The sequence below is a fragment of the Paenibacillus sp. ICGEB2008 genome, from assembly GCF_000307675.1.
Lineage (GTDB): Bacteria > Bacillota > Bacilli > Paenibacillales > Paenibacillaceae > Paenibacillus > Paenibacillus polymyxa.
In genome coordinates, this window is the sequence record NZ_AMQU01000029.1 from 17786 (window position 1) to 43900 (window position 26115).

The following is a 26115-nucleotide window of genomic DNA, read 5'->3' on the forward strand; positions in this document are numbered from 1 at the left end:
TCTAGAATGATACAGAGGCGAGCCTGTTTGGCTCGTCTTTTTGCTTGATACCTACCGCAAGCATATGCGGGCTCATGCCGATGACAGAATCCTGCTCTTCAACCTGCTGTGCTATATCCAGCAAACGTCTGCGATGAGAAGGAATGGCCCATTTCTCTTCAAATCCGGGTGCAATCCAGACGGGGCCTTCGACACCCAGTACACGAGGCTCCTGCAATCCAGCCGCCTGCCAGTCTGCACGCAAGGCATCTGGTGTATGAAAGTAGGAGCGTGTGATAAAAGAGGGATAAGCCGCCGGTCGTACATGCTGACCATCTGTTAACTCCTGTCTGACCATATCCATGAACGCATCTTCCTCCACAATGGTATTGCACTCGCCGTACACCGATAGCCCCCACAGTAGCGAGCCAAACCTGGAAATAGCCGAAGTAATCAGCGTTCCCCCCTTCTTTAAGACACGCGCTGCTTCTTGCAGTGCTTTTACTCTTTCCTTCTGTTCTGTTAAATGATATAAAGGTCCCATCAAAAGCACGATGTCCGCGCTTTCATCTTTACGATCAAGATTTCTGGCATCTGCGATTTCCAGCTTGCTGATGATGGGTTTATTCAGTTGCTGCTGACGAGCGAATTCAATGGCTTGCGAAGAGAGATCGAATAGATGAACTTCATATCCCAGTTCTGCCAGCCACGAAGAGTAGACCCCTACACCGCCGCCGATATCATAAATAACATGAGTGGACTTGCTGAGATAACGGGAAATGATTTCTTTTGATCTTTCCAGCTCTATTTTTCCGATGCCTCGCTCTAATCTGCCTATTTCTGCACCGCCATCATAATAAGCCAGAATTTCATGCGTATCTTTTTCGAACATAGTGCATCTCACCTCATGTAATTGGAATAATATAACATTAACACTTGCGTCATAAACAAGTCCACCGTTTTTGGCCAAGGAAACCATCCATCGAAAGCATTGAGAAAGAAAAGAGCTGTTCCCCAGTAGCTAAAACTACTTTTGGGAACAGCCCGTATTTAACTGATGTTTGTTTCCAGCATGTTTTCGAGATCTTCTTTGGTAAGGTGGTAATGTGCGTTACAAAAATGGCAATGGGCTTCAGCTTGTCCATCGGTACGAATCATGTCTTCTATTTCCTGATTCCCTAAGCTGATAATGGCATTGGTAACTCGTTCTTCTGAGCAGGGACAATGAAATTGTACAGGCATGGTTTCCAGTATGTTCATGTTGCCTTCTCCCAAAATCTCGACCAGAATCTGCTCTGGCGTAAGACCTTCCATGACCATTGCGGAGATGCTCGGAATGCTCTCAATCCGTCTCTCGATAAAACTGATAACCTCTTCCGGTGTACCCGGCATCAGCTGAATAATAAAACCTCCAGCCGCCTGAATGGAGTTATCCGGGTTAACAATAACCCCTGCTCCCACAGAAGAAGGAATTTGTTCGGATTGAACGAGATAAGAGGTGAAATCCTCGCCCAGTTCACCCGATATGAGAGGGACTTGTCCAACAAATGGTTGTTTTAGGCCGATATCTTTGGATACAATCAGCGCTCCATCTGTTCCTACGGCTCTGGCGACATCTAATTTCCCGATCTGATTAAGCTCAAAATGGGTTTGCGGATTTTTTACATAACCTCTAACTTCTCCTTTGGCATTGGTATCGACAAGAATAGTGCCGATGGGCCCTCCACCGTTAATCCGAATCGTCAGTTTATCCTCATGTTTAAGCATAGCTCCCAGCATCACGCCCACCGTCATGGAACGTCCCAATGCAGCCGATGCTGTTGGCCAGGTATAATGACGCTGCTGGGCTTCACTTACCGTTTCCGTTGTTCTCACAGCATAAGCCCGCACCTGGTTATTGTAGGCAAGAGCTTTTACTAAATAATCATTCATGTTCATATCCCTTTCTGTTTTTGAAGTTCTTTACAAGACCATTTTTTCTTGAATCCAGTTCTTCAAAGAAGTAATTTTCGCATCATATCCTTCTTTAAAAAAGTCAGCAGAGAGTGACGCGATGGTTTCTCTTTTCAGAACGGCTTTCCAGGAGGCTTCCGCTTCTTCCATCAAATTTGCCAGTAAACAGCACTGATCGTCTTTCTTTAATTCAAGCATATCGTTGTATATACCGCTGGAAGAATAGAGGGTTTGCTGTCCCTCAATCGCTAGATAAATATCAAATACTCGTATATCCTCAGGTTTTTTCTTTAATTTGAATCCGCCCTTGACACCAGGTACAGAAGTAATCAAATCAGAGCTAACCAATTTTCGTAACAGCTTATGAAAATAAGTAGGTGAAGCGCCTAACTGCTGGCTAATGGCCTCTCCAGGTAAAACGGCTTTGTCCGGTAGCATCGTGAGCAGAAGGAGAGCGTAGACAGATTGTTCGACACCTGTTTTCATATGCACTAGCAATCACCTCAATATGTTATAACCAGGCTAACATGGATAATCATTATCCACATATGAGCATGATAGACGAGCTGATCGTAAAAGTAAACTATTTTTTTGATAAATAATAAAAATTTAAATTATTTGCAATTCATAAGACGACACATTATTATAGTTGATGCATCAATTGATAGGTCAAAGAATTAAGGCGTTGAAAGAAATACGTAAAATAATAGTTTGACAGGAGGTTTATATAAAATGACCACGCGGAATGTTGCACTGTCTATATTAGATCTTGCACCTGTCATTGAAGGCGGTACTCCTGCCGATTCTTTTCGTGATACGGTGGATCTTGCCCAGCATGCTGAGCAATGGGGATACCGACGCTATTGGCTAACGGAGCATCATAATATGCAGGCGGTTGCCAGCGCTGCTACTTCTGTAATCATCGGACATGTGGCTGCACATACCCACAAGATTCGGGTCGGTTCAGGTGGTATTATGCTGGCTAACCATGCTCCACTCATGATTGCGGAGCAGTTTGGAACCTTAGAGTCGCTCTATCCAGGGCGAATTGATCTGGGACTTGGCAGGGCTCCTGGCACGGATCAACCCGCAATGAGAGCATTGCGGCGAGGGCTGCACACCACGGGGGAAGATTTCCCCGAGCAATTGAATGAGCTGCGTTCTTACCTGAATCCAGCGTTAAACGGAGCCGTGCCGGGGGTAAGAGCGATTCCAGGAGAAGGGATGGATATACCTATCTGGTTGTTGGGCTCAAGCGGATTCAGTGCTCAGCTGGCAGGTCAGCTTGGGCTGCCGTTTGCGTTCGCTAGCCACTTTGCCCCGGCTCATTTGCTACAGGCGCTGGAATTGTATCACCGTAATTTCCGGCCGTCCAAGGCACTGGATCAACCGTATGTGATGGTTGGTGTGAATGTGGTTGCTGCAGATTCTGATGAAGAAGCACAACGGCTTTTTACTTCACAAGAACAACAATTTTTAAATGTGCTGCGCGGACATAGCGGAGGACTAAAACCACCAGTCGATGACATGGATAAGCTTTGGAGTGAGCAGGAGAAGGAGATGGTTCGTGGTAATATGCTGGGGTATTCAGCAATCGGTAGTCCTGACACAGTCAAGCAAAGGCTGGATTTTATAATCAACCAGACGAGAGCCAATGAGTTGATTACCACCGCTCAGGTATATGATCATCAGGCACGTTTGCGTTCGTACGAGTTGCTAGCTCAAGTGATGCGCATAGATGGGTAAATAATTGAGTTAAACAAACGAGGCTGTGCCAGAGAGGTTCTTATAACCATTCCTGGCACGGCCTTTATTGTCTGTGTGTGTCTGTGTGGTCATGATTGTTTTACAGATGTATATATTCGTGTTACATATGGATAAAATTAAAAATTATTTTTGATTATTTTTGTATTTTATATTTTCAAATTTAAACAAAAGTGTTATAGTCTCCGTAAATAAAAATATCCACCTTAATAAAGCCATTCAAAACCAAAACAGAACTTGGAGGTCTTTTTCCTATGGTACAAAGTCTATGGAATTCTTCGCAAGCATCTGAGCAGAAAAGCACACTGGAACAGCTCGTATACCGTTCTAACCTGATTGGCACAGATCGGAGCGTGTGCAACTGGGGAGGCGGCAACACTTCGGCCAAAACGACGATACAAGATTTTCGCGGGCGTGAAGTAGAGGTGATGTATGTTAAGGGTAGCGGTTCCGATCTCGCAACAATGAAAGCGCATAACTTCACAGGGCTTCGTATGGAGGATATTCGTCCACTGTTTGAACGGGAAGAGATGTCTGACGAGGATATGGTCGCATATTTGGCGAACTGTATGATAGATGCCAAGCATCCGCGGGCTTCCATTGAGACACTGCTACACGCATTTTTGCCATTTAAGCATGTCGATCATACACATCCGGATGCGATCATCAGCTTGTGCTGTGCGCATAACGGCAAGAAAATCGCTAAGGAAATTTTCGGTGAACGTTTTGTATGGGTACCTTATATCCGTCCTGGCTTTAAGCTGTCGAAAATGATTGCCCAAGGGGTGCTCGATCACCCACAAGCTGAGTTGGTACTGATGGAAAAGCATGGCTTGGTTACGTGGGGAGACACTTCCGAAGCAGCTTATGCCAAAACGATTGAAATCATCCAAGAAGCAGAAAGCTATATTAAAGCTTGCCAAGAGGAAAAGCATGCGTTTAGAGGCGTAAAATATAAAGCGCTTACTTTAGAGGAGCGGCGCAGCATGGTGTCCCAGATCATGCCATCCGTTCGAGGTGCAGTCAGTGATGAGAAAAAGATGATCCTCACCTTTGATGACGCGGAGGATGTGCTGGAGTTTGTGAACGGCCAGGATTCTGCTGCTTTATCTCAGATCGGGGCAGCGTGCCCGGATCATCTGGTTCATACCAAAATGAAGCCGCTCTATGTAGATTGGACACCGGATATGGAGGATGTAGAGGGGTTGAAAGTTAAGCTTGCCGAGGGTATAGCAACCTATAAGGAGCAGTACCAAGCTTATTTTGAGCGCAATCGACATGAAGGAGACGTGAGATTTGAAGCAGCACCGCGTGTCATCTTAATTCCGGGTATCGGTATGATCAACACAGGCAAAAGCTGGAGCAATGCGCAGGTGAGCGGCGCCTTATATCATCGTGCCATTGCTGTCATGCGAGGAGCAACGGCGTTAGGAGAATTTGTTTCGCTTAGTGAAAATGAATCTTACAACGTGGAATACTGGCCGCTGGAGCTTTATAAGCTGTCACTTGCGCCGGCAGAAGCAGAATTTTCACGCAAAATTGCATTCATTACGGGTGGTGCAGGCGGAATCGGTAGTGCAACCGCGCGGCGTTTGGTAGAAGAAGGTGCGCATGTTGTATTGGCAGATCTCAATCTGGAAGGTGCGCAAAAGGTAGCTGCAGACATCAATAGCAGTTACGGTGAAAACCGTGCAATTGCCGTGAAAATGGATGTGACGCAGGAGGAGCAAATCCAGGCGGCCTATGCCGAGACGGCGCTGATCTATGGTGGTGTAGATGTCATCGTTAACAACGCAGGGCTTGCTACATCCAGCCCGTTCGATGAAACATCATTAAAGGAATGGAATTTAAATGTAAACGTGTTGGGAACGGGTTATTTTTTGGTCGCGCGTGAAGCGTTCAAGCTGATGAAGGAACAGACGCTTGGTGGCAGTATGGTGTTCGTCGGCTCCAAAAACTCAGTCTATGCGGGTAAAAATGTAACGGCCTACAGCTCGGCCAAGGCGCTGGAAGCGCACCTAGCCCGCTGTATTGCCGCAGAAGGCGGCGAATACGGTATCCGCGTAAACACTATTTTGCCGGATGCGATTTTGCAAGGCTCGGCAATCTGGAACTCCAATTGGCGCAATGAACGCGCCGCTGCCTACGGCATCGAGCCAGACCAGCTGGAGGAGCATTACCGCAAGCGAACGACACTGCTGGTCAATATCTATCCGCAGGATATCGCAGAGGGTATTGCCTTTTTCGCCTCATCCAAGGCAGAGAAAACAACAGGATGTATGTTGACCATCGACGGCGGTGTACCCGCAGCCTTTACACGCTAGCCAAATTCAAATGAATCTCTGTAAGCGATAGACTCATTTCTATTTCACTAATCCATTTCATTAATCGAGGGCACAAGCCCATAGTTCCGAAGGGATGTAAAATACTCTGGGAAACACGTAAATAAGCAACAACACTTATTTGCGTGTTTTCATCCTTTTATATATACACCAACACTTTAAATTAGAAGTGACTTTATGGGTGGTAAGCAGCGAAGCGGCCTCCCATAACTCACTTCATTTTCCAAGGAGGAACCACGATGAGTGACAAAGCGTACGCCTTATTCGAGGAACAACAGCAACAACGAGGCATTGACCTAGAGCAAGTAAAGACCAAACTGAAAGCGCTTAGCATAGAAACACCTTCCTGGGGATATGGCGACTCAGGTACACGTTTTAAAGTCTTTCAGAAAACGGGTGTGCCGCGTGATCCGTTCGAAAAGCTGGAGGATGCCGCACAGGTTCATGCCTTGACAGGCTTGTGTCCGTCCGTTGCCATTCACATCCCGTGGGATAAAGTTAACAATTACGGCAAGCTTCGCAGTCATGCCGAAAGTCTTGGCCTGCAAATTGGGGCGGTAAATCCCAATCTCTTTCAAGACGAGGACTACATGCTCGGTAGCGTTACTAATGTAGACCCGGCAATCCGTCGCAAGGCTATCAACCATTTGCTGGAATGCGTGGATATTGCAAAGGAAACAGGCTCCAACGACTTTAGCCTATGGTTTGCGGACGGAACGAATTATCCCGGTCAGGGGGACATTCGCAAACGCAAAAATTGGATGCTGGAGGCGCTCCATGAAATGTATAAGGCGCTTACGCCGGATATGCGCATGCTGATTGAATACAAGGCGTTTGAGCCGGCTTTTTACCATACGGATATTGCTGATTGGGGCATGGCGTACCATTACGCGACCAAGTTGGGGCCGCAGGCACAGGTGCTGGTGGATACAGGGCATCATCTACCGGGAGCCAACGTGGAGCATATTGTTGCGTTTTTAATGGATGAGAAGCGACTGGGTGGCTTTCATTTTAACAGTTATAAATATGCGGATGATGATCTGATCGTGGGTTCCTCCAATCCGTATGAGCTGTTTTTAATCTTTTATCAGATTTTGAACGCAGCTCAGGATGTCGATGCAGGTATCCGTCATACTGTCGATAAAATTGCTTATTTAATCGATCAGTCGCACAATATCGAACCCAAAATTCCGGCCATGATTCGCTCGGTCCTAAATGTGCAGACTCAATATGCGAAGGCACTTTTGATCAATCATGCAGAGGTGGAGGAAGCGGTGAGCCGTCAGGATGTGCTGGGTGCGGAGGATGCCGTACGCCAAGCATTTGAGTTTGATGTGGCCCCGTTGCTCAAAGCAATCCGTGAAGAGCAAGGATTACCTGCAGATCCAATGAAAGCCTATTTGGCGTCTGAGTATGGTACGCAGATTTTGCAAAGAGGCAAGGGTGGTGCGAGCTGGTGAGCATCCTCGCTTATGATTTGGGGGCAAGCAGCGGCAGGGTTCTACTCGGAAAATTAACCGATTCACGTATCGTGGTGGAGGAAATCCATCGCTTTTCCAATAATCCGGTCAAGGTTGGGGAGCGCCTGCACTGGGATATATTGCGTCTCTATCACGAGGTTCAGCAAGGATTGCTCAAAGCCAAGCATATGAGAGTGAACCCATCCAGCCTGGCGATTGACTCCTGGGCGGTCGATTTTGGACTGATTGGAGAAACCGGCGAATTGCTGGGCAACCCTTATCATTATCGGGATTGGCACACCCATGGAGTAATGGAAGAAGTACAGGAACGGCTGGGAAAAGATTTTATTTTTCAGCGCACAGGCATTCAGTTTTTGGCGTTTAATACGATTTATCAGCTGGCTGCTATGCGAAATGCAAGATCACCCTTGCTGGAGCAGGCAGAACATTTCCTGATGATCCCTGATTTGCTGCGGTATTTTCTGACAGGTGAAATGTATCATGAGTTTTCTAATGCAACCAGCACGCAGTTATATCATCCGTTACAGCAAAAATGGGATGATGAGCTTTTGTCTGGAATCAACATTCCCCGCTCTTGGTTTGGAGAGGTACTGGAGCCGGGAAATGTTGCAGGTACAATCCGTTCATCGGTCATGACGGATCTGGGTATTGGAGCGATTCCTGTGATTGCAGTAGCAGAGCATGACACAGGATCAGCAGTGGCTGCCGTACCAGCGCTGGAGCGGTCCTTTGCGTACTTGAGCTGCGGAACATGGTCCCTGATGGGAACGGAGACCGCACAGCCAGTAATTAATGATGATACGCTTCGATTTAATTTTACAAATGAAGGCGGCGTAGGCCGAACCTACAGGCTGCTAAAAAATATCATGGGACTGTGGATTCTACAGGAGGCGCGCAGAGAGTGGGAACGGCAGGGAAACTCCTATTCTTTTCCTGAATTGGTTCATATGGCGGAACAGGCTCCAGCGTTCACTTGTTTGATTGACCCGGATGATGAACTGTTTCTGCATGCCGGGGATATGAAAACACGCATACGCCAATACTGCCGCAATACCGGGCAGCTAATGCCGGAGACGCCGGGAGAGATTACGCGCTGCATTCTGGAAAGTCTGGCGTTAAAGTATCGCTACATTTTGGAGCTTACAGAACGGGTGTCAGGACAGCGTTTTAATGGTTTGCATATGGTCGGCGGAGGGATTCAAAATCGCTTGCTGTGCCAATGGACGGCCAATTCGATTCAAAAACCCGTATGGGCAGGACCCGCAGAAGCGAGCGCAATCGGCAATCTTGCGGTACAATGGATGACACAGGGAAAGTTCGCCGATATATGGGAAGCACGCCGGGTCATTGCGGATTCTATTACCGTAGAGGAATATGAACCTGCCGAGTCAGAAGCGTGGGAGGATGCCTACGGGCGGTTCCGGCGGGTGACAGGACTTTTTGTACATTAAAGATGTGGAGTGAGATTGCCATGCTGGTCGCAGAAAGATATGAGATGATAGTGCAGCTCGTAAATGAAAGAGGAAGCATACGGGTGTCCGAATTGAGTGAGCTGTGTAAAGTAACGGAAGAAACGATTCGCCGCGATCTCGATCGTCTGGAGCAGGCGGGACGACTGCGCCGTTCTCATGGGGGAGCGGTTAGTGTCAAAAACGAGCAGCCTGAAACGCCCTATGCGGTACGGGAAATTATGAACGCGGAGGAAAAGCGTCGGATTGCTGAGGAAGCGGTCAAGCAGATTCAGCCGCACGATCGCATTTTGCTGGATGCCAGTACGACTGCCTGGTATATGGCGTCCAGTCTGCCGGATATTCCTTTAACGATACTGACGAATTCGATTCGGGTAGCTACAGAACTGGCAGGTAAGGAAAAAATCGAGGTCATTTCGACGGGAGGACAGTTGCTTCAACGTTCACTGTCATTCGTGGGCCCGCTTGCAGAGCGTTCATTAGAAACCTATTATGTGGATAAGCTGTTTTTTTCCAGTCAGGGAGTTCATCTGGATCGTGGCATTAGTGAATCAAATGAGCTGCAAGCTCGTTTGAAGCAGAAAATGGTCAGCATTGCGGATCGGGTAATTTTACTGGCAGATGCGAGCAAATTCGGGCAGCAGGCGTTTACCCATGTCGTGAATTTGACGCAAGTGTCCGAAATTATTACAGATTCGCGGCTGTCGGACCCGATTCGCAGTCAGCTCGCAGAGTTGTCCATTCCGGTTACGATTGTGTAAGCAGGTAGTTTCCGGCGTGAGGTCGCTCTGCGGTTCATTTGATTTACGATCGCTGTTGCAGCGGGATTCTCTGATGAGTAAGATCTACTTAGGTGAGAATCCCACTGCAAGCGTATGCTTATGATGAAAGTTTTCCTTTGGAAAATGGACGGAAGGGGTGTGCCGTTTGAAGGTATATTTATTTATTACCTGTCTAAGTGATGCGATTTATCCCAAGGTAGGGGAAGCGATGGCCCGCTTGCTTGCCAGATATGGTGTCGAGCTGGAATTTCCCAAGGTGCAGACATGCTGCGGGCAGCCGTCCTATAACAGCGGCTATTGGGATGAAACAAGGGCAGCGGCAAAAACGATTTTGAAAGCGTTTAATAACAGTGATTTTGTCGTAGCTCCTTCCGGTTCCTGCACATATATGATTCATCATTACCCGGAGTTGTTCAAGGATGAGCCTGAGTGGCTGGAGTCGGCACGGAGGCTGGAGCAAAAGACGTATGAGTTTACACAATTTATGGTGCAGGTGCTTGGCGTGACCGATGTGGGTGCGTCTTTTCCGCATACGGTAACCTATCATCCGTCTTGTCATGGAACACGTTTGCTCGGCGTAAAGGAGGAACCGATGAAGCTGCTTGGCAGCGTAAAGGGTTTGCAATTAGTGCCGCTTCCTTTTGCGGAGGACTGCTGTGGGTTTGGTGGTACTTTTGCGGTGAAAATGCCCGATATTTCGGGAGCGATGGTGACTGAAAAAGTGGACCATATCAGGGAGACGGAAGCCGAGGTACTGGTCGGACTGGACATGGCCTGTTTGATGAATATCGCCGGTAATCTCAGATATCGGAAAGAGCCAGTTCGGGTGATGCATCTGGCAGAGCTGTTATACGAAGGGGTGAAGCACGCATGACCGCTGTACATACGCACTCTATGAACCAAAAGGTCAAAAAACGTGCAGAGCTGGCTCTGAATGATGATTTTCTGCGGAATGCAGTTCGTTTCACTACCGAGCGGCTGCGCAACGGTAAGCGTGTAGCTTCAGAGCAGCATGGAAATTGGGAGGAATGGCGTGAGCGGGGGCGTCAAATTCGGCTTCATACGATTGCCCATCTGGACTATTACTTAAATCTATTTGTAGAAAATGCCCGTGCCAACGGGGTGCATATCCATTTTGCCGACACCGCAGTGGATGCCGTGCGCATTACACTGGACATTGCCGCGCATAATCAAGCCCGTTCTGTCGTCAAATCCAAGTCGATGGTGTCGGAGGAGCTGCATTTGAATCAGGCGCTGGAAGGTGCGGATATCGAGACGATTGAAAGTGACCTCGGTGAGTATATTATTCAACTGGCGGGAGAGGCACCATCTCATATCGTGATCCCTGCGATTCACAAAAATCGTTATCAGATTGCCGAGCTGCTATCCAAAGAAGCGGGAGAGGAGCTGTCCGCAGATACGACGATTTTGGCGGGCTTTGTCCGCAAAAAGCTGCGTGAAAAGTTTCTAGAAGCGGATATTGGCATGACAGGCTGCAATTTTGCCATTGCCGAGACGGGTTCCATGGTTTTGTTTGAAAATGAAGGCAACGCGCGTATGGTTTCCACTCTGCCCAAAACGCAAATCACCCTGATGGGTATGGAGCGAATTATTCCATCCTGGACAGATTTGGAGGTGATGGCTACATTGCTGCCACGCTCCGCTACCGGACAGAAGCTGACGATGTATATGTCGGGGATTTCAGGACCCCGACGCAGCCAGGATGCCGATGGACCGGAGGAAATGCACATTATCATCGTAGATAATGGACGTTCGCTTCAGCTAGGCAATCCTGAGTTTCAAGAGCTGTTAAATTGCATCCGCTGCGGCGCTTGCCTGAACGCTTGTCCGGTGTACCGACACATTGGGGGGCACGCGTATGGCGGGACATATAGCGGTCCTATCGGTGCAGTGCTTACGCCTGCCCTTCATGGCAACATTGAAGAGTGGAACGATATTGCGAGTGCGTCCAGTCTGTGTGGAGCGTGTTATGAAGCCTGTCCGGTCAAAATACCACTGCATGATATGCTGGTTTATTTGCGTAGACGCAAGGTGGAGGCAGGACAAGGGGATAAGCTGGAGACGATCGGGATGAAAGGTTTTGCGGCGGTAGTTTCCAGCTCGAAGCGATTCGCTGCGGCGATCAGTCTCGGGCAGATCGCACAGAAAGCGGTGGTTCGTAAGGGAGAAATTACCCTTAAGCTTGGCCCCTTAAAAGGCTGGAATACGTACCGTGTGGCTCCTAGTCTGGCGAATAAATCCTTCCGTCAGCACTGGAACACACTAGCGCGTGAGCTGGAGCAGGAACGCAAGGTCATGCATCCGGACATTCTCAGCCGAATGGAGACGATCTTGGCGGATAGAAGAAAAGGAGGGATGCAGCATGAGTGAACAGCGTAATCCTTCTGCGCAAGCAAAAGCGGAGCATGAAGCATGGCTTCATCAAATGCAAGCAGAATCCCGTGTCAAGCAGGCACGCTTTATGGAAGGCATTGCGGCGCGGCTCAAGCGTCCACGACAGACGGAGCCACCGATGCAGCCGTTTCGCGGCGCACCTGCGTTTTGGCACAAATTCGAATGGAGTGCGGAGCAGTGCATCGAGGAGTTCACCGCCAACTTTACAAGTGTTGGCGGACACGTGGTGCGTCTGCCAGATCTGAAGAAGGCGGCAGACTGGATCGCGCACAAGGCGCGCGAGCTGGGAGCAGCCTATATCGTCCGGCAGAATGAGCCGGACCTGGATGCGCTTCAGTTGGAAGCAGCGCTACCGGAAGTCCGATTGTCGGTGTGGAACACCGATCCAGCCGAAGACTGGAAGGCACGCGCCGCGGAGGCCGATATCGGCATCGTCATGGCCGATGAGGCCGCCACCTACACCGGCTCGGTAGCAGTGCTATCCTCGCCGGAGAAGGGGCGCTCGGTCAGTCTGCTGCCGACCGTGCTGATCATTCTCCTGCCCGTGGAACGTCTGCGAACACGACTGGGCGAGATTTTAAGCCGTTTTGACGTAGCAGGGCGCGAGCAATTACCCGCAGGAATTCATTTTATTACTGGACCGAGCCGCTCGTCGGATATCGAAAATGATTTGACGATCGGTGTACACGGACCAGGTATCGTTTATACATTGTTGATTGGTTAGCGTTATACTGCCCGTCTAACGGGCGCGATAGATCGGAAAACGGGTTTCAAAATCTGTTTGTTTGCGATTACTCCTAACCGAAATGCGGCCATTGTGTAGCTCGGTAATGCTCTTGGTAATAGCAAGGCCCAGCCCGGTACCTCCGGTTTCCTTGGAGCGTGATTTGTCCACTCTGTAAAACCGTTCAAAGAGATGTGGGACATCTTCCGGTGGAATCGGGGTGCCGTAGTTGGTGCAGATCACTATCGCTTCATCGCTTTCACGTCCTATCGTGATATCGAGACGCTTACCATCCTTTCCGTATCGAATCGCATTGGAAAATAAATTTTCATACAGGCGCACCAGCTCGTCCGTGTCGGCCAAAATCCGAACAGGCTCAACGATTCGGACACGATAGGACATGTCCGCCTGTTCCAGTGAGGGTACAAATTCCTCAGCAAGTTGAGTGAGCAATTTGCCGAGGTCTACAGGCTCCAGCTCCAGTGGCAGGCTACCACCACTCACACGCGTGTATTCAAATAACTCGTCGATCAGCTTTTTAAGCGTCAGCGATTTTTCATAAGCAATGTTTACATAATAGCGTAGCTCAATTTCATCCCGGTAACGGTCGGTTTCAATATACTCCAAAAAGCCAATCACCGATGTTAGCGGGGTGCGAAGATCGTGGGATACACCAGTGATCAGGTCGTTTTTCGCTTTGGCGGAAGCCCGTTCTTCTTCTATTGAAAGACGGAGCTTGTCTGCCATGGTGTTCATATTTTTTGCCAAGGTTGCCAGTTCATCTGCGGAAGATACCGGGATCGAATAGGATAAATTTCCGTCCGCGAAATTCTGCATCCCTGTCGTAATCTCGCGTAGATAGCCAATCGTATTTTTGGTAAAGAGGAAAAAGAAATAAATATATAAAGGCAGCCCACACACCAGCAAGATCAGTGAGGAACCAATGTGATTGACGGTCCAGCGGATCAGCCGAGTGCCAAAAAAAGAACGCGAGGGATTCAGCCATAACAGCAAAGACGCTCCATAATAAAACACCATTAAAATTAGTCCAGTTAAAGTGAAGGCGGCAAGGCTAAGGGCTGCCAGCTTCCATCCCAGCGTATCGTATCGTTTTGCCTTCAAGACGCAAGTCCTCCATTAATCGAATTTTTCCATTTTATAGCCGATGCCCCACACCGTTTTCAGGTATTTGGGCTTTCTTGGATCAGTCTCAATTTTCTCGCGAATTTTACGCACATGAACCATTAGCGTGTTGTTGGATTCCAGATATTGTTCCTTCCAGACCTTCTCATAAATCTGCTCCATGCTCAGCACTTGACCCCGGTGTCGAGCCAAAAGCTCAACAATAGCGAATTCACGCGGAGTCAGCTTAACGGATTCTCCAGCGAGAGTGACCTCATGTGTAACAGTGTTAATGGAGAGTTCATCCAGTACCATTTCATGCTCCAATATAGGAGAGGAGTGGGTATATTTCCGTACTCTACGTAGCTGGGATTTGATGCGTGCCACTAGCTCCAGCGGGCTGAACGGCTTGGTGACATAATCATCGGCCCCAACGCTAAGCCCTGTAATTTTGTCCATATCTTGTCCCTTCGCAGACAACATAATGATCGGAAAATGCTCGGTTTCCCTGATTTTCATGCAGGCTTCAATCCCGTCCATGTTGGGCATCATCACATCCAGCACCATTACATCTATCTGTTCCCGATTAACCTGCTCTAGCGCTTCCAGTCCGTCCCGTGCCATGAGCAAGCGATATCCTTCATTTTCTAAATATATTTGCATGAGCTTAATAATTTCAGGCTCATCGTCTACTAATAAAATGGTTCCGTTATGCATGTTATGCATGGTTGTGCACCCTTTCTGTTCTTTCCAGCAGTATACAATATGGGCGTATTATATACCTTTTTGGCGATGGAGGCTATGGACACTGATCTCAGGTCGCTTGCTGGCTGGTAGTTGACCGAACAAAATCCACGCACATGGCAGGAAGCGGGCGATGACCGACACGACGAGCCAAGAACAAAGAAGTGCACAGAAAAAACCTCCAGCGTACCACACATGAATAAGCTGCGGTGAGCCAATGTGTGGTGAAAACTGCCGATACAAGAGTAGGAAAAATGGATGTATGAGATACACACCAAAGGACAGTGTGCCCAGACGTTCCAGCTTGCGAATGACAAAGGAATGTTGTCTTCTATACATTAAAAAGGAAATCTGTAGTAATACCAGCGTACTAGACAGGCTGTACATGTTATACATAAGTTCAAAAACTAGCGAATTGTACGAGGTTCCGTACAATCTATTTTCGTACCACATATAGACATGAATGGTGGCTGAAATCAGCCATAAAGCCCAAATTGCGATCCATGTCAGCACACTTGTAAAGCTTCGTTCCTCCTTACGCATCAGAAACCAAGTTCGAAGCTGGGGATAGTAATAGCCGAGAGCTGCGCCCAGCATGTAGCAGGCCACATAGGACAGCGCCCAGCTGCCTTTATTTTGAACCTGAAAGAGAAATTTGTTGCTAATTATAAATGACCACTGTAGCAGCAGCCCAATGACAATAGACCATTGCGGAAATTGCCGATAACGCTGGAATAGCCACAGTATGCATGGAAATGCAAGATAAAATTGCATCATGATAAAAATATAATATAAATGGGTGTACGCTTTGCCCGTAACCAGTTTCAGAGCAAAGTTTTCCGCAAGTGTAGTTATACTCCATGGTTCGGTACTGCCAGCCATAAGGGACAGGATGAAATAAAACAGAGAAAACATGACATAAGGTAAGAGGATGTACAGCAATCTCTGCTTATAAAAGCGCCTCAAGAGCTGTCGTCCCAGCGGGCGATCCTTATAGTTATAGAATAGCACCATACTGCTAAGCGCGATAAATACAGGGGTACCGTACTTCATCAACACATTGAGCGCATTATATACAACATAAAGGCTGGAATTTGTAAGTTGGACCATTGCATAGGAAGTGGCATGTACCATTAAGACGGCTAAAATCGCCATGGCTCTGACCAACTGTAATTCAGGAATTTTTTCTTTGGTCGTAGGCTTCATAAGCTTCATTTCCTTTCAGTAGTGAACTGTATCTTGTTGAACTCTTTCTATTAAAAGATAAAGTTCTTAACAACCTGAAAGGGAGCGGCTTAAGAATCGCTTATGAACTTCTTAACTTTTGTTAAGAATTAAAAAAAAAGAACTTCCATAGGCTCAAAATGAGCAGTATGGAAGTTCTTTTTAGTACTCATGTTCATTCGTTATTTGCAACGTTTGATAGGTGCGCGTCTGATTTGCCCACGAATGGCACCGTTCGGATGACGGATCGTGTGGACGTTGACGTAGGCATTGCCCTCTCTAATTTGGCATACCAAATCATTAATGGTTCTGCCTCTGAGTGGACCGGTAAGATCAATTGCACGCAGCACGCCGGTAACGACACCTCTTCTTACGGTAATCCCAAACTTCGAAGGGCCAAACAGTGTAGCAACAACAGGACCATTTTCACCTCTTCGTCCCAGATGAATGTGCGCTTCAGTTACCCGTGAAATATTGCGAACCGTCAGCTCAAAGCTTAATTGCTGGCTCGCTGGACGGTAACGAAATTCCGCAGTTCCTGTCGCATTCGTTCTGACAGGAGGCACTTCATTAGCCCCCCTCAACGTGGCTCTAAACTTATTGGACATTACGTCCCTCCTTTCCCAGTGTTGGTTTAGTGTATTCACAGGATCAGAGAAGGGGCTGTACATTCGCCTATTCATCAGAAGTTGTGTGTTTTACAAGTTATTCAGTCCAAGCACAAAACTGATTTTTTCATAGACTATGAGTATCTGATAGAGAGAGGAGGAGAAACTATGGGAACATTTATTGATGGAAGAACATCCCAAAATGCTTCGACAGCCAACTCTATTGCCATCCCAATCACTCTTTTAAATACGCCGCAATTGTTCGGACAGATCGGATTAAACACCCAAGGAGCTACAGGTACACCACGGGTTCTGCTTAAAGGAACTATATCTCTTCAAATTCCACTTGCTTTAGTAGGGATTACAATTACTATTGTGAGAGGTACGCAGATAACAGACCCTGTTGTTTATTCGGCTACGTCAACTTTTAATTTAAGTTTATTAGCTCCACAGGTTATTGCGTTCTCAGCAGATGATTTTAACCCACCGATTACGCCACAATTGGTGTATACAGCCTTTGTATCAGCTAACCTGCTGGGTACAATACGAGTAGGTCCAGAGAGCTTCGACGGGATTTTGGTTTCGGATTAATGCAGTAGTTTTGAACTAACGGAATTTTGCTTCAGGGAGCTTCGCAGTTGGATCTGCGAAGCTTTTTTGTGTACAGGCATATAATATACTGGATCATACTCACTATGCAGGCTGACAAGTACAAGTTCAGCTTAACGAATAAGCTACTTTTCAATTGCATAAGAATGACATAGGTACAACCCTGCAACCATGGGTAGAATTTTATGTATGCGCTTACAAAAATATTCTTTGCTTCATGCAATTAAAAATCTGGAGGAGGAATGAAAAATGAAGTGGAAAAAAGGATTGACTGGTATGCTTTTAGCAGCTTTTTTATGTGGTGCGCCGGGGCTGGGGATAGCTACCCCGGCACATGCATCCACTGGCGAGTACAAGTTTGATTTTGGCGGGGGTACGGTCGAAACGGGGTATACCGGAGTGAGCGCTTCGCTGTCCTATGACTCAGCACGTGGCTATGGCTTTCGTACCCCTGAGAATATGCGTAATGTCAGTGCATCGGGAACTGGAGTGGCAAGTGATGCGGTACAATTCTTGGCTACAGGTACGAAAAGCGAGAATACTTTCGACGTCGATCTTTCTCCAGGTTTGTATGAGGTGTCGGTTACTTTAGGAAATACTTCTCGTTCGAGTGTTGCGGCCGAAGGGGTGTATCAGGTCATAAATATGACGGGAAATGGGGCCAAGGATCGTTTTCAAATTCCAGTGACAGACGGACAATTAAATCTGCTAGTTACTGAAGGCAAAGAGGGCGCAGTCTTCACACTCAGTGCACTGGAAATCAGGCAATTGTCTAGCAATCCAGTAACGAATCGCACGATTTATATCGGCGGGGATTCTACGGTATGTAACTATTATCCGCTAGATAGCAGTGTGCAGGCAGGATGGGGTCAACTGCTGCCAGAGTTTGTAAATACGAATACTTTTCAAATTCGCAATATGGCGTCAGGGGGCCAGATTGCTAGAGGCTTCCATCACGATGGTCAGTTAGAGGCGATCGTTCAATATATCAAGCCAGGGGATTATTTTATTCTCCAATTAGGCATTAATGACACCAATCCAAAGCATAACGAAAGCGAAGCGGAGTTTAAGGATTGGATGCGGGATATGATTCGGCAGGTGAAGGCTAAGGGGGCGACGGTAATTCTGTCAACACCGCAAGGCCGAGCCACTGACTTTAATGCTAACAATGTACACAACGCTGAAAACAGATGGTATAGAAGCGCTATTTTGGCGCTGGCTCAAGAGGAACAAACGCCTTTAGTCGATCTGAATGTTCTCAGTTCAGCTTATTTCACCTCTATTGGCAAAGAAGCTACGCTAGCTTTGTATATGAACGGTGATACACTACATCCAAACTTTGCGGGTGCAAGGGAACTGGCGCGATTAGTAGCACAGGATTTGAAGAAGCAGGGTCTGAGTGGATTCTAAATTTCAATGATGGTTTTACCCCTGCTTCTTACATTTGTAGGAGCAGGGGTTTTTGGCCTCTGTTCAGGGTGCTATAATAATGGAAAAAATCAATAGTAATGCGGAGGAATTAGAACATGCAGCCTTTCACTGCCCGAGTGCTTCAGATTATATTGCTGATCCCTGAGGGAAAAGTAATGACTTATGGTCAAATTGCGGCAGAGGCCGGAAGCCCAAGAGGTGCTAGACAGGTGGTGCGAATTTTGCATACACTGAGCCAAAAACACCGACTTCCATGGCATAGAGTAGTCAACCGCTTGGGAGAGATTGCTTTGCAGGAGGATGAGTCCGCATCCCTGCAGCGCCTGTACTTGGAAGAAGAGGGCATACAGTTTAATGCAAACGGACGTATCCCGCTGGATCAATATCTATATCATCCGCAGACGGAGATGGAAGAATAGGCGAGGAACGAGCAAAGGTGGCATTGTTTTTGAGACACAATACAACACTAGTCTGAATCCTCGCCAAAAAGAGACGGGACAAATCATAGTTTTGATTTGTCCCGTCTCTTTTTAAACTGGCGTATCATGTAGATTAACGAAGGGGGGTATTCATATATAGCACTAGATTTCCCAGTTAAGCTTATCCAATCAGATGCTGCTGGTCACGCTGGGCAAGGTGAAAAGAAATACTGTTCATTAGCGGTATATCATTATTTTTTCGGGCTTCCCGAATGAGTTGTTTCTTTTTTTTGTTCTGATTCGCGTAGAAAGCGAGTCATCCATAAATCAGACGGTTCGTTAGTAGTTGTCATGCGAGATTCTTTTATCATCTATTAACCCTCCTAGTGAGCGGCTGTTATTCTTTCTCTAGTATATGTTCCAAACCTTAATAGATGCTGTTAGTTTCCTTAAAATTAGCTGAAATTTAGGTAAAGTTCAGGTAAAAACAGATTAAATCTATGTCTGGTGGGGTGTAAAGTAGTTTACAACGAGTAATCTGGCAGTAAAGGTTACAAAAATGTATTGTTTTGACACCTTGTACCAACATAAACCTGAAAGTACAATTAGAATGCGAAGAATTCGTGGAAATTTATGTCGAAAAGAATGGAAAAGATTCGAAGATGCACCGAAAGGGGAGAAATTCATTTATGAAGCAAAAAGCGGCTGCCGTGCTGCTTGTATTGTCCTTTTCTACAGGTTTGGTCACCACTGTACAGGCTGACAGTCCATCAGGAAGCATGTCAGCAAATATGTCAGTTAATTCATCTGCTGCAGCTACGTCAAAGACATCATCCGTAACGGGACAGGCTCTACCTCCATTAACGCTTAAGCAGGCAGTGGAATGGGCACAGACGAACAGCTACAATACGCGTACCGCCGAGCGGGATGTAGAGCGCCGTAGACTTGAATTGAAAAATGCCGAAAAGGAGCTGGGTAATTCACCTATCGATTATATAGACAATGAGTATGTTGATAATGAAACGTCCTGGAGGAATTACAGTTCCTCGACACTATCCTATCTAGCCAGCAAAAAGCAAGCGCAATATGCCAAAGACCAGATTTATTTTAATGTAATGAAAAGCTACCAAAGTGTGTTTGTAGCAGAGAATCAGGTGAAAAATGATCTGGAGGCGCTTGAAATCGCCCAAGCGGAGGAAAAGATTGCACTTGCCAAATTTGCGCGAGGCAAGCTGTCTGAATATGCGAAAAACGAGAGTACACAGGCCAGAGTCCAGGCGGAGCAAGCGGTCGAGCAGGGGAAAATTGCGTTGCAAAAATCCAGGGATGCTCTGAACTTCCTTATGGGACAGCCTAACGGAACAGCCTATGAAATGGTGGATCGACCCGTGTACAAGGAACCGAAGAAGCTGGATATTGAATTACATATACAACAGCTGACAGACATGAATCCGAATTTATGGAAGCTGGAGGATAGTATCAAAACTTCGGAACTCAATGTGAGATATTTTGATTTTAATAACGGTGCAGGTGCTTACGATCTAGCTAAAATGGATGTTGATACAGCTAAGGAGGAGCTCGCCAAAGGTCAAAAGGATTTTGCTGAATCACTCCGCAATTTGTATGCCACGGTTAAGGAAAACCAAAAGAAATACGTACAACTGGAAGAAAGCTTGCGTACAGCAAAAGAAGCCTTGGAGTTATCACACAAAAAGTGGGTCAGAGGTCTAATTATTGAGATGGAATTGAAAAACAACCAGTTGAAAGTAAACCAGATTGAACGGCAAATGGAAGAGCTGGCGATCGAGTTGGATCAAAATGAGTATACGTTGAACAAGCCATGGAGCACATAGGGAGGAAAAGGCGTTGGCAGAAACGGTTTTAAATGATGCTTTAATCAAGCTACGGAGAAAACGGAGAAAAAAGTGGATCTGGACTGCGATTTTTTTGCTGGTTGTAGGCGGAGGCGGAGCAGCAGTATATCTGAATATGCCCAAAGAGCAGGCAGCACCTGTAGTTCAGGACGAGACGTTTAAAGTAGAGCGCGGCGATGTGAGCGAGAAGCTGGACACGTCCGGCACCGTGCAAGCATCCAAGGAAGTGAAGCTGAACTTTACGAGTGCAGGCGATAACAAGCTGGCTGCGGTGAACGTGAAAGCCGGGGACAAGGTCAAAAAAGGGCAAGTGCTGGCGCTTCTGGACAGTTCAGAAATTAAAATGCAAATACAAAGTGCGTCTGATTCTTTGGAGATATCGAAATCCAAGCTGGCTGAATTGGAGAAGGGTCCGAAGGCGGAGGATATTGAAATTCAGAAAACAAATGTACTTCGGGCCAAAATGGCTGTCGATACAGCGCAAGAATCATTTGAGCTGGAAGAAGCCGAAAGTCAGAAGAAAGCTTCCAAAAAGCAGTTGGAGCAGGCACGAAAGGCATATGAAGACCAAAAGTTTTTACACGATGCCGGGGCAGTATCCAACAGTGAATTGGAGCAGGCTGAGCAAGCATTGGATAAAGCACAAACGGACTATGATAATCTAGATTTACAGTTCCGCAAAATTATGTCGCAAAAACGTCGCACCATTTCAGAGGCTGAAATTGGCTACCGTGCAGCAATGGCTGAGCTTCATAAGACTCAGGTTCCGGCTGATGCATCGAGTATTCAATCCTCACGGATAGAGGTTCGAAGACTGGCGACTGAGCTGGAGCAGAAAAAAAATGAGTTGAACAAGCTTCAGGTCACGGCGCCGTGGGACGGAGTGGTTTTAAAGGTGAACGGAGATGTGGGAACCAGTCCGACGGCTCCATTTATTGTAATGAATAACTCGGATTCCAACGACCTTAAGGTCGTTGTGAAGGTAAGTCAGACCGACATTGTCAAGGTCAAAAAGGGGCTTACGGCTGTGTTGACGACCAATGCATATCCGGGTGAATCGTTTCCAGGCAAGGTGCAATTTGTCTCACCGGAAGCCTCTACGGATGAAGGGATGACGACGTATTTAATGGAGATGTCTGTACATGACCCGAAAGGTAAGCTAAAAACAGGCATGATTATGAATGTGGCCGTTATTTTGGGAGTACACAAAAATGTACTGTTCGTTCCTGCGACTGCACTGAGATCCGAAGGAGGCCAGGATGGCGTGTATGTTTCTGCTAACGCTGCGAATCCCGGGGCACGCACATTTAAGCCCGTAGAACTCGGATTTTACACGCCAGACCGAGTAGAGCTTAAATCCGGTGTAAAGGAGGGGGACACGATTGTTGTGCCTGCTCCTGAACCTCCGCCAGATCCTTCCGCAATGGGCGGCATGCAGGGGGGCTTTTAAACGGGCATGAGATATGTTATTCAGATTGAGGGTTTGAAAAAAGTGTACCATGTCGGAGATCAGGAAATTCATGCTCTGCGTGAGGTTCAACTTGATATTGCTGACGGTGATTTTGTTGCGATTATGGGACCGTCTGGTTCAGGCAAGTCCACGATGATGAATGTTATCGGCTGTCTGGATTTACCTACGTCAGGACAATTTTATTTGGATGGATATTCGATCTTAGATGCCCGCGAGGATGAACTGGCTATTATACGTAATCAGAAAATCGGATTTGTATTTCAAAAATTCCATTTGCTTCCGCGATCAACAGCTTTGGAGAATGTGGAACTGCCTATGATCTATGCGGGAGTTTCTGCCAAGGAGCGTCGTTTGCGGGCCATGGATGCCCTCACAAGTGTAGGTCTAGGCGACCGGATGAACAACAGGCCAAACGAATTGTCAGGCGGTCAACAGCAACGGGTATCCATTGCGCGTGCACTTGTGAACAATCCGGTTATTCTCTTGGCGGATGAACCGACAGGAGCTTTGGACTCCAAAACAAGTGTGGAAATCATGGGGATTTTTCAGCGTCTGAACGATCAGGGGAAAACGGTTGTACTGGTTACTCATGATCAGGAGGTTGCGGAATACGCCAAGCGTCTGATTCATTTTCGAGATGGGCGGATTGAAAAGGATCAGCCTGTTGAGAAACGAAGAATGGCGGCAGAGGAAGTGAAGGCATGAAATTTCAGGAAATTATTCGTGTATCGCTCAATAGTTTGCGAACCAATATGCTGCGATCCTTGCTGACCATGGTGGGCATTATTATCGGAGTGGCCGCCGTGATTGCGATTGTAGCCATCGGTAAAGGATCAACCGCTACAATTACATCGCAGATCAATAGTATGGGAAATAATCTGCTGATGATCTATCCTTATGCTCCATATGATGGGTCCAGCTCCATGTCGTTCAATCAGACGAAAGGGATATCTCTGGAGGATATCGAGGCGCTAGAGCAGCAAAAAGCAGTCGCAGAGGTAGCACCAAGTGCGATGACCAGTGCAGATATTACGTGGAGTCGCAATAAGGTCAGCGGGCAAATTGAGGGGACTTCGCTGGCATTTGTCCATGTGAGAAAGCTGTCGCTAGCTCAGGGCAGGTCGTTTACTCACTATGAAGTGGATAAACGGATGAATGTGGCTGTGCTGGGGAGTGATGCAGCCCGTAATATTTTTGGCCCGGATGCCTCCAGGGCAGTCGGTGAGACCATCATGATCAAGCAGTTGCCTTTTAAGGTGGTTGGTGTGCTGACCAATTCCAATTCCAATATGAGCAACAGCGGGCAGCAGGTATATGTACCGATTACAACTGGAATGGAACGGCTGGGCAATATGAGCATTCAGCAGGTGAATGCCTCTGCAACAACGGAGGACAGGATTGATCAGGCAAGTGCTGAAATCCGGCAGGTGCTGCGTGCCAGACATGAGCTAAAGCCATCAGAGGGCGATGATTTTCAAATCATGACCCAGACGGAAATCTTAAAAACAGTGTCTGGGGTTGACCGGGTTATGAATATGCTGCTGATCGGTGTAGCTGCAATTGCGCTCGGTGTTGGCGGTGTTGGTATTATGAATATTATGCTGGTGTCCGTCACGGAGCGTACGAGGGAGATCGGAATTCGCAAAGCGATTGGTGCGCAGCGCAGTGATATTATGCTGCAGTTTGTGGCTGAGGCTGTTTTTCTTAGTCTAATGGGTGGACTAGTCGGTGTAATGGTGGGTCTTGGGGGTGCAAAGCTGCTTGAGAAATTCGTCCAAATGCCGATTGTGTATTCGATAGAGCCAGTGTTGTACTCTTTTCTGTGCTGCATGGGAGTCGGCGTACTGTTTGGAGTATATCCGGCGCGCAAGGCTTCGAAGCTGCGTCCGATTGATGCTTTAAGATACGAATAGGAAAGCGGGTGCTTTGCCTTACTCGAAAGAGGGGGGATAAAGCACCCGTTTTTTGTATGGAATAAGTGTTTTAAATGATAAAAAAACATGAATAACCACTTTAATTTTATATATGTGATGTTTTATATGCTTTTTTTAGGTTGATTTATTATTATATATGACGTATTATATTCAATATCAGATCGCAAGCAAAAAAAGGAGGGGCGTTCATCATCGACCTTACGGCAAGACAAGTAGAAATTTTAAACATCGTACAAAAGCATGCCCCGATAACGGGTGACCAGATTGCGGAAATGCTTAATCTCAGTAAGGCGACCATTCGGACCGACCTATCCAAATTGGGCATTCTGAATTACATAGATGCTAAGCCCAAGGTCGGTTATTTTGTTGGAAAGCGGGGCACGCCGAACCGGGAGGAAAAATTCCGGCTTTTGCAAATGAAGGTCGGTGATCTTCACGGGGTTCCAGTCATCGTACGTGAAACAACCACAATTCAGGAAGCTGTCGTAGCTCTATTTTTGGAAAATGTGAGCAATTTGATCGTCACCGATGAAGACGGAGATTTGGCAGGGGTGGCTTCCCGCAAGGATTTACTCAAGGTAACGTTAGGCAATCCCAATGCAGCAACCATTCCTGTCAGTCTTGTGATGACCCGGCAGGCGAATGTGGTCACTGTTTCCCCAGAGGATACCGTACTAGAGGCAGCACGCAAAATTATTGCTCGTCAAATCGACAGCCTGCCTGTCGTCGTCCCTTCGGATTCTGACAAACCAGGAGAGCACTGGAAAGTCGTGGGACGTATTACAAAAACAAATATTATTAAAATGTTGCTCGATATGGTAGCAGAGGATTAATGGGAGGAATCGAATGGTTCAGGCGAGCAGTCATTTTATAGCGATCTGTTCAGACTCGATTGGTGAGACGGCAGAAGCTGTCGTACAGGCGACCATGCGCCAATTTGAGTTACCAGACACAGAGATCAAAAGATTTATGAACGTGAGGGATGAAGACGAGCTGAGTCGGGTAATGGAGGAAGTTGCCGAGCGTAAAGGCTTTGTAGCTTATACGCTGGTACAGCCGGAATTGAGAGAGGCGATGAAAGAAGAGGCTGTCCGGCTGAATGTGCGGGCTGTCGATATTATGGGACCGATGATGCAGGCGTTTGCCGATACGTTTCATAACGATCCCAAAGAGAAGCCTGGTCTACTGCACCGACTGGACGACAACTATTTTCGGCGTGTAGAGGCACTGGATTTTGCAGTTCAATACGATGATGGCAAAGATGTGAGCGCCATTCTCAAAGCAGATATAGTATTGCTTGGAGTGTCACGTATTTCCAAAACTCCTTTATCCATGTTTCTCGCACATAAAGGTTATAAAACAGTCAACATTCCGGTTGTACCGGAGCTTACACCGCCTGTTCAGTTGAAGGATGTTCAGCATGGCCGAGTATTCGGATTGACGATCCAGCCGGAGCTGCTGTTGAAAATACGCAGTGAACGACTAAAGGTTATGGGGCTTCCTAATAATGTGCAATATGCCACAGCGACAAGGGTGGAAGAGGAAATCGCGTATGCGCAGTCTTTGTTTAAAGAGCTGAATTGTCCGGTCATTGATGTTACAGATAAAGCCATTGAAGAGACAGCAGGCTTGATTATCAGAATGTTATAGAAGCGAAACAACTTAGAAGCAGCGCTTATAAAGAAAATATGAATTACGGGATACAGGAGTGTAAATATAAAAGGCAGCAAAGCTGCTCTAAAGATAAGGATCGGCCGTAGGATATAGGAG

24 protein-coding genes are annotated in these 26115 nt (G+C 47.0%); 17 read left to right on the forward strand and 7 right to left on the reverse strand.

What is annotated here, in order from left to right; all coding sequences use genetic code 11:
• Position 1 precedes the first annotated feature (1 nt).
• The 3 genes from C400_RS0123825 to C400_RS0123835 form a co-directional block, all read right to left on the reverse strand.
• Positions 2–871, reverse strand: coding sequence for a class I SAM-dependent methyltransferase (locus C400_RS0123825; RefSeq protein ID WP_017428468.1), 870 nt, complete (start codon positions 869–871; stop codon positions 2–4).
• Positions 872–1029: 158 nt separating this feature from the next.
• The gene (hslO, locus tag C400_RS0123830; RefSeq protein WP_017428469.1) at positions 1030–1911 is read right to left on the reverse strand and encodes an Hsp33 family molecular chaperone HslO; all 882 of its coding nucleotides are present in this window, start codon (positions 1909–1911) and stop codon (positions 1030–1032) included.
• A 30-nt stretch (positions 1912–1941) separates the two neighbouring features.
• Positions 1942–2418 (reverse strand): RrF2 family transcriptional regulator, encoded by a 477-nt coding sequence (locus C400_RS0123835; protein WP_016818455.1) that lies wholly within the window; start codon positions 2416–2418, stop codon positions 1942–1944.
• Between the two features lie 246 nt (positions 2419–2664).
• Here C400_RS0123835 and C400_RS0123840 point away from each other — a divergent pair, with 246 nt between their 5' ends.
• The 8 genes from C400_RS0123840 (at position 2665) to C400_RS0123875 (ending at position 12909) form a co-directional block, all read left to right on the forward strand.
• Positions 2665–3678 (forward strand): LLM class flavin-dependent oxidoreductase, encoded by a 1014-nt coding sequence (locus C400_RS0123840; RefSeq protein WP_017428470.1) that lies wholly within the window; start codon positions 2665–2667, stop codon positions 3676–3678.
• A 272-nt stretch (positions 3679–3950) separates the two neighbouring features.
• Complete coding sequence (locus tag C400_RS0123845; RefSeq protein WP_017428471.1) at positions 3951–6020, forward strand: bifunctional rhamnulose-1-phosphate aldolase/short-chain dehydrogenase; 2070 nt, start codon at positions 3951–3953, stop codon at positions 6018–6020.
• Positions 6021–6277: 257 nt separating this feature from the next.
• On the forward strand, positions 6278–7498 hold the full coding sequence (gene rhaI / locus C400_RS0123850; RefSeq protein WP_017428472.1) for an L-rhamnose isomerase: 1221 nt from the start codon (positions 6278–6280) through the stop codon (positions 7496–7498).
• Complete coding sequence (locus C400_RS0123855; protein WP_017428473.1) at positions 7495–8970, forward strand: rhamnulokinase; 1476 nt, start codon at positions 7495–7497, stop codon at positions 8968–8970. Before rhaI ends, C400_RS0123855 begins: the two co-directional genes overlap by 4 nt.
• 20 nt (positions 8971–8990) lie before the next feature.
• On the forward strand, positions 8991–9749 hold the full coding sequence (locus C400_RS0123860; RefSeq protein ID WP_016818460.1) for a DeoR/GlpR family DNA-binding transcription regulator: 759 nt from the start codon (positions 8991–8993) through the stop codon (positions 9747–9749).
• Between the two features lie 166 nt (positions 9750–9915).
• Positions 9916–10644, forward strand: a complete 729-nt coding sequence (locus C400_RS0123865; protein WP_017428474.1) for a (Fe-S)-binding protein — start codon at positions 9916–9918, stop codon at positions 10642–10644.
• Positions 10641–12161, forward strand: coding sequence for a LutB/LldF family L-lactate oxidation iron-sulfur protein (locus C400_RS0123870; protein WP_017428475.1), 1521 nt, complete (start codon positions 10641–10643; stop codon positions 12159–12161). Before C400_RS0123865 ends, C400_RS0123870 begins: the two co-directional genes overlap by 4 nt.
• The gene (locus tag C400_RS0123875) at positions 12154–12909 is read left to right on the forward strand and encodes a LutC/YkgG family protein (protein WP_017428476.1); all 756 of its coding nucleotides are present in this window, start codon (positions 12154–12156) and stop codon (positions 12907–12909) included. The genes C400_RS0123870 and C400_RS0123875 overlap by 8 nt, the downstream gene beginning before the upstream one ends.
• 15 nt (positions 12910–12924) lie before the next feature.
• Here the strand turns inward: C400_RS0123875 and C400_RS0123880 are convergent, their stop codons facing one another.
• The 4 genes from C400_RS0123880 to C400_RS0123895 all read right to left on the reverse strand — a co-directional run bounded on the left by C400_RS0123880 (position 12925) and on the right by C400_RS0123895 (position 16607).
• A complete protein-coding gene (locus C400_RS0123880; protein ID WP_017428477.1) occupies positions 12925–14031 on the reverse strand; it encodes a sensor histidine kinase in 1107 nt (368 codons plus the stop codon).
• A 15-nt stretch (positions 14032–14046) separates the two neighbouring features.
• Entirely contained in the window at positions 14047–14748 is a 702-nt protein-coding gene (locus tag C400_RS0123885) for a response regulator transcription factor (protein WP_026065508.1), read from the reverse strand.
• Between the two features lie 57 nt (positions 14749–14805).
• A complete protein-coding gene (locus C400_RS0123890; protein WP_017428479.1) occupies positions 14806–15981 on the reverse strand; it encodes an acyltransferase in 1176 nt (391 codons plus the stop codon).
• 200 nt (positions 15982–16181) lie between these two features.
• Entirely contained in the window at positions 16182–16607 is a 426-nt protein-coding gene (locus tag C400_RS0123895) for a CHRD domain-containing protein (RefSeq protein ID WP_016818467.1), read from the reverse strand.
• Between the two features lie 168 nt (positions 16608–16775).
• Between C400_RS0123895 and C400_RS0123900 the strand changes: the two genes are divergently transcribed.
• From C400_RS0123900 to C400_RS0123945, 9 genes are all read left to right on the forward strand, one after another.
• Positions 16776–17198 (forward strand): hypothetical protein, encoded by a 423-nt coding sequence (locus C400_RS0123900; protein WP_016818468.1) that lies wholly within the window; start codon positions 16776–16778, stop codon positions 17196–17198.
• Positions 17199–17465: 267 nt separating this feature from the next.
• Positions 17466–18626, forward strand: a complete 1161-nt coding sequence (locus tag C400_RS0123905; RefSeq protein WP_017428480.1) for a rhamnogalacturonan acetylesterase — start codon at positions 17466–17468, stop codon at positions 18624–18626.
• A 116-nt stretch (positions 18627–18742) separates the two neighbouring features.
• A complete protein-coding gene (locus C400_RS0123910; protein ID WP_016818470.1) occupies positions 18743–19066 on the forward strand; it encodes an MGMT family protein in 324 nt (107 codons plus the stop codon).
• A 689-nt stretch (positions 19067–19755) separates the two neighbouring features.
• Entirely contained in the window at positions 19756–20919 is a 1164-nt protein-coding gene (locus tag C400_RS0123920) for a TolC family protein (protein ID WP_017428482.1), read from the forward strand.
• Positions 20920–20932: 13 nt separating this feature from the next.
• Positions 20933–22390, forward strand: coding sequence for an efflux RND transporter periplasmic adaptor subunit (locus tag C400_RS0123925; protein WP_017428483.1), 1458 nt, complete (start codon positions 20933–20935; stop codon positions 22388–22390).
• A 6-nt stretch (positions 22391–22396) separates the two neighbouring features.
• Positions 22397–23116 carry an ABC transporter ATP-binding protein gene (locus C400_RS0123930; protein ID WP_016818473.1) on the forward strand — a complete coding sequence of 240 codons (720 nt, stop codon included), beginning with the start codon at positions 22397–22399 and terminating at the stop codon, positions 23114–23116.
• Positions 23113–24324: an ABC transporter permease gene (locus C400_RS0123935; RefSeq protein ID WP_017428484.1), complete on the forward strand. Its 1212-nt coding sequence runs from the start codon at positions 23113–23115 to the stop codon at positions 24322–24324. The genes C400_RS0123930 and C400_RS0123935 overlap by 4 nt, the downstream gene beginning before the upstream one ends.
• 239 nt (positions 24325–24563) lie before the next feature.
• Positions 24564–25178: a helix-turn-helix transcriptional regulator gene (locus C400_RS0123940; protein ID WP_223822107.1), complete on the forward strand. Its 615-nt coding sequence runs from the start codon at positions 24564–24566 to the stop codon at positions 25176–25178.
• Positions 25179–25191: 13 nt separating this feature from the next.
• Positions 25192–25995, forward strand: coding sequence for a pyruvate, water dikinase regulatory protein (locus tag C400_RS0123945; RefSeq protein WP_016818475.1), 804 nt, complete (start codon positions 25192–25194; stop codon positions 25993–25995).
• Positions 25996–26115: the final 120 nt, after the last annotated feature.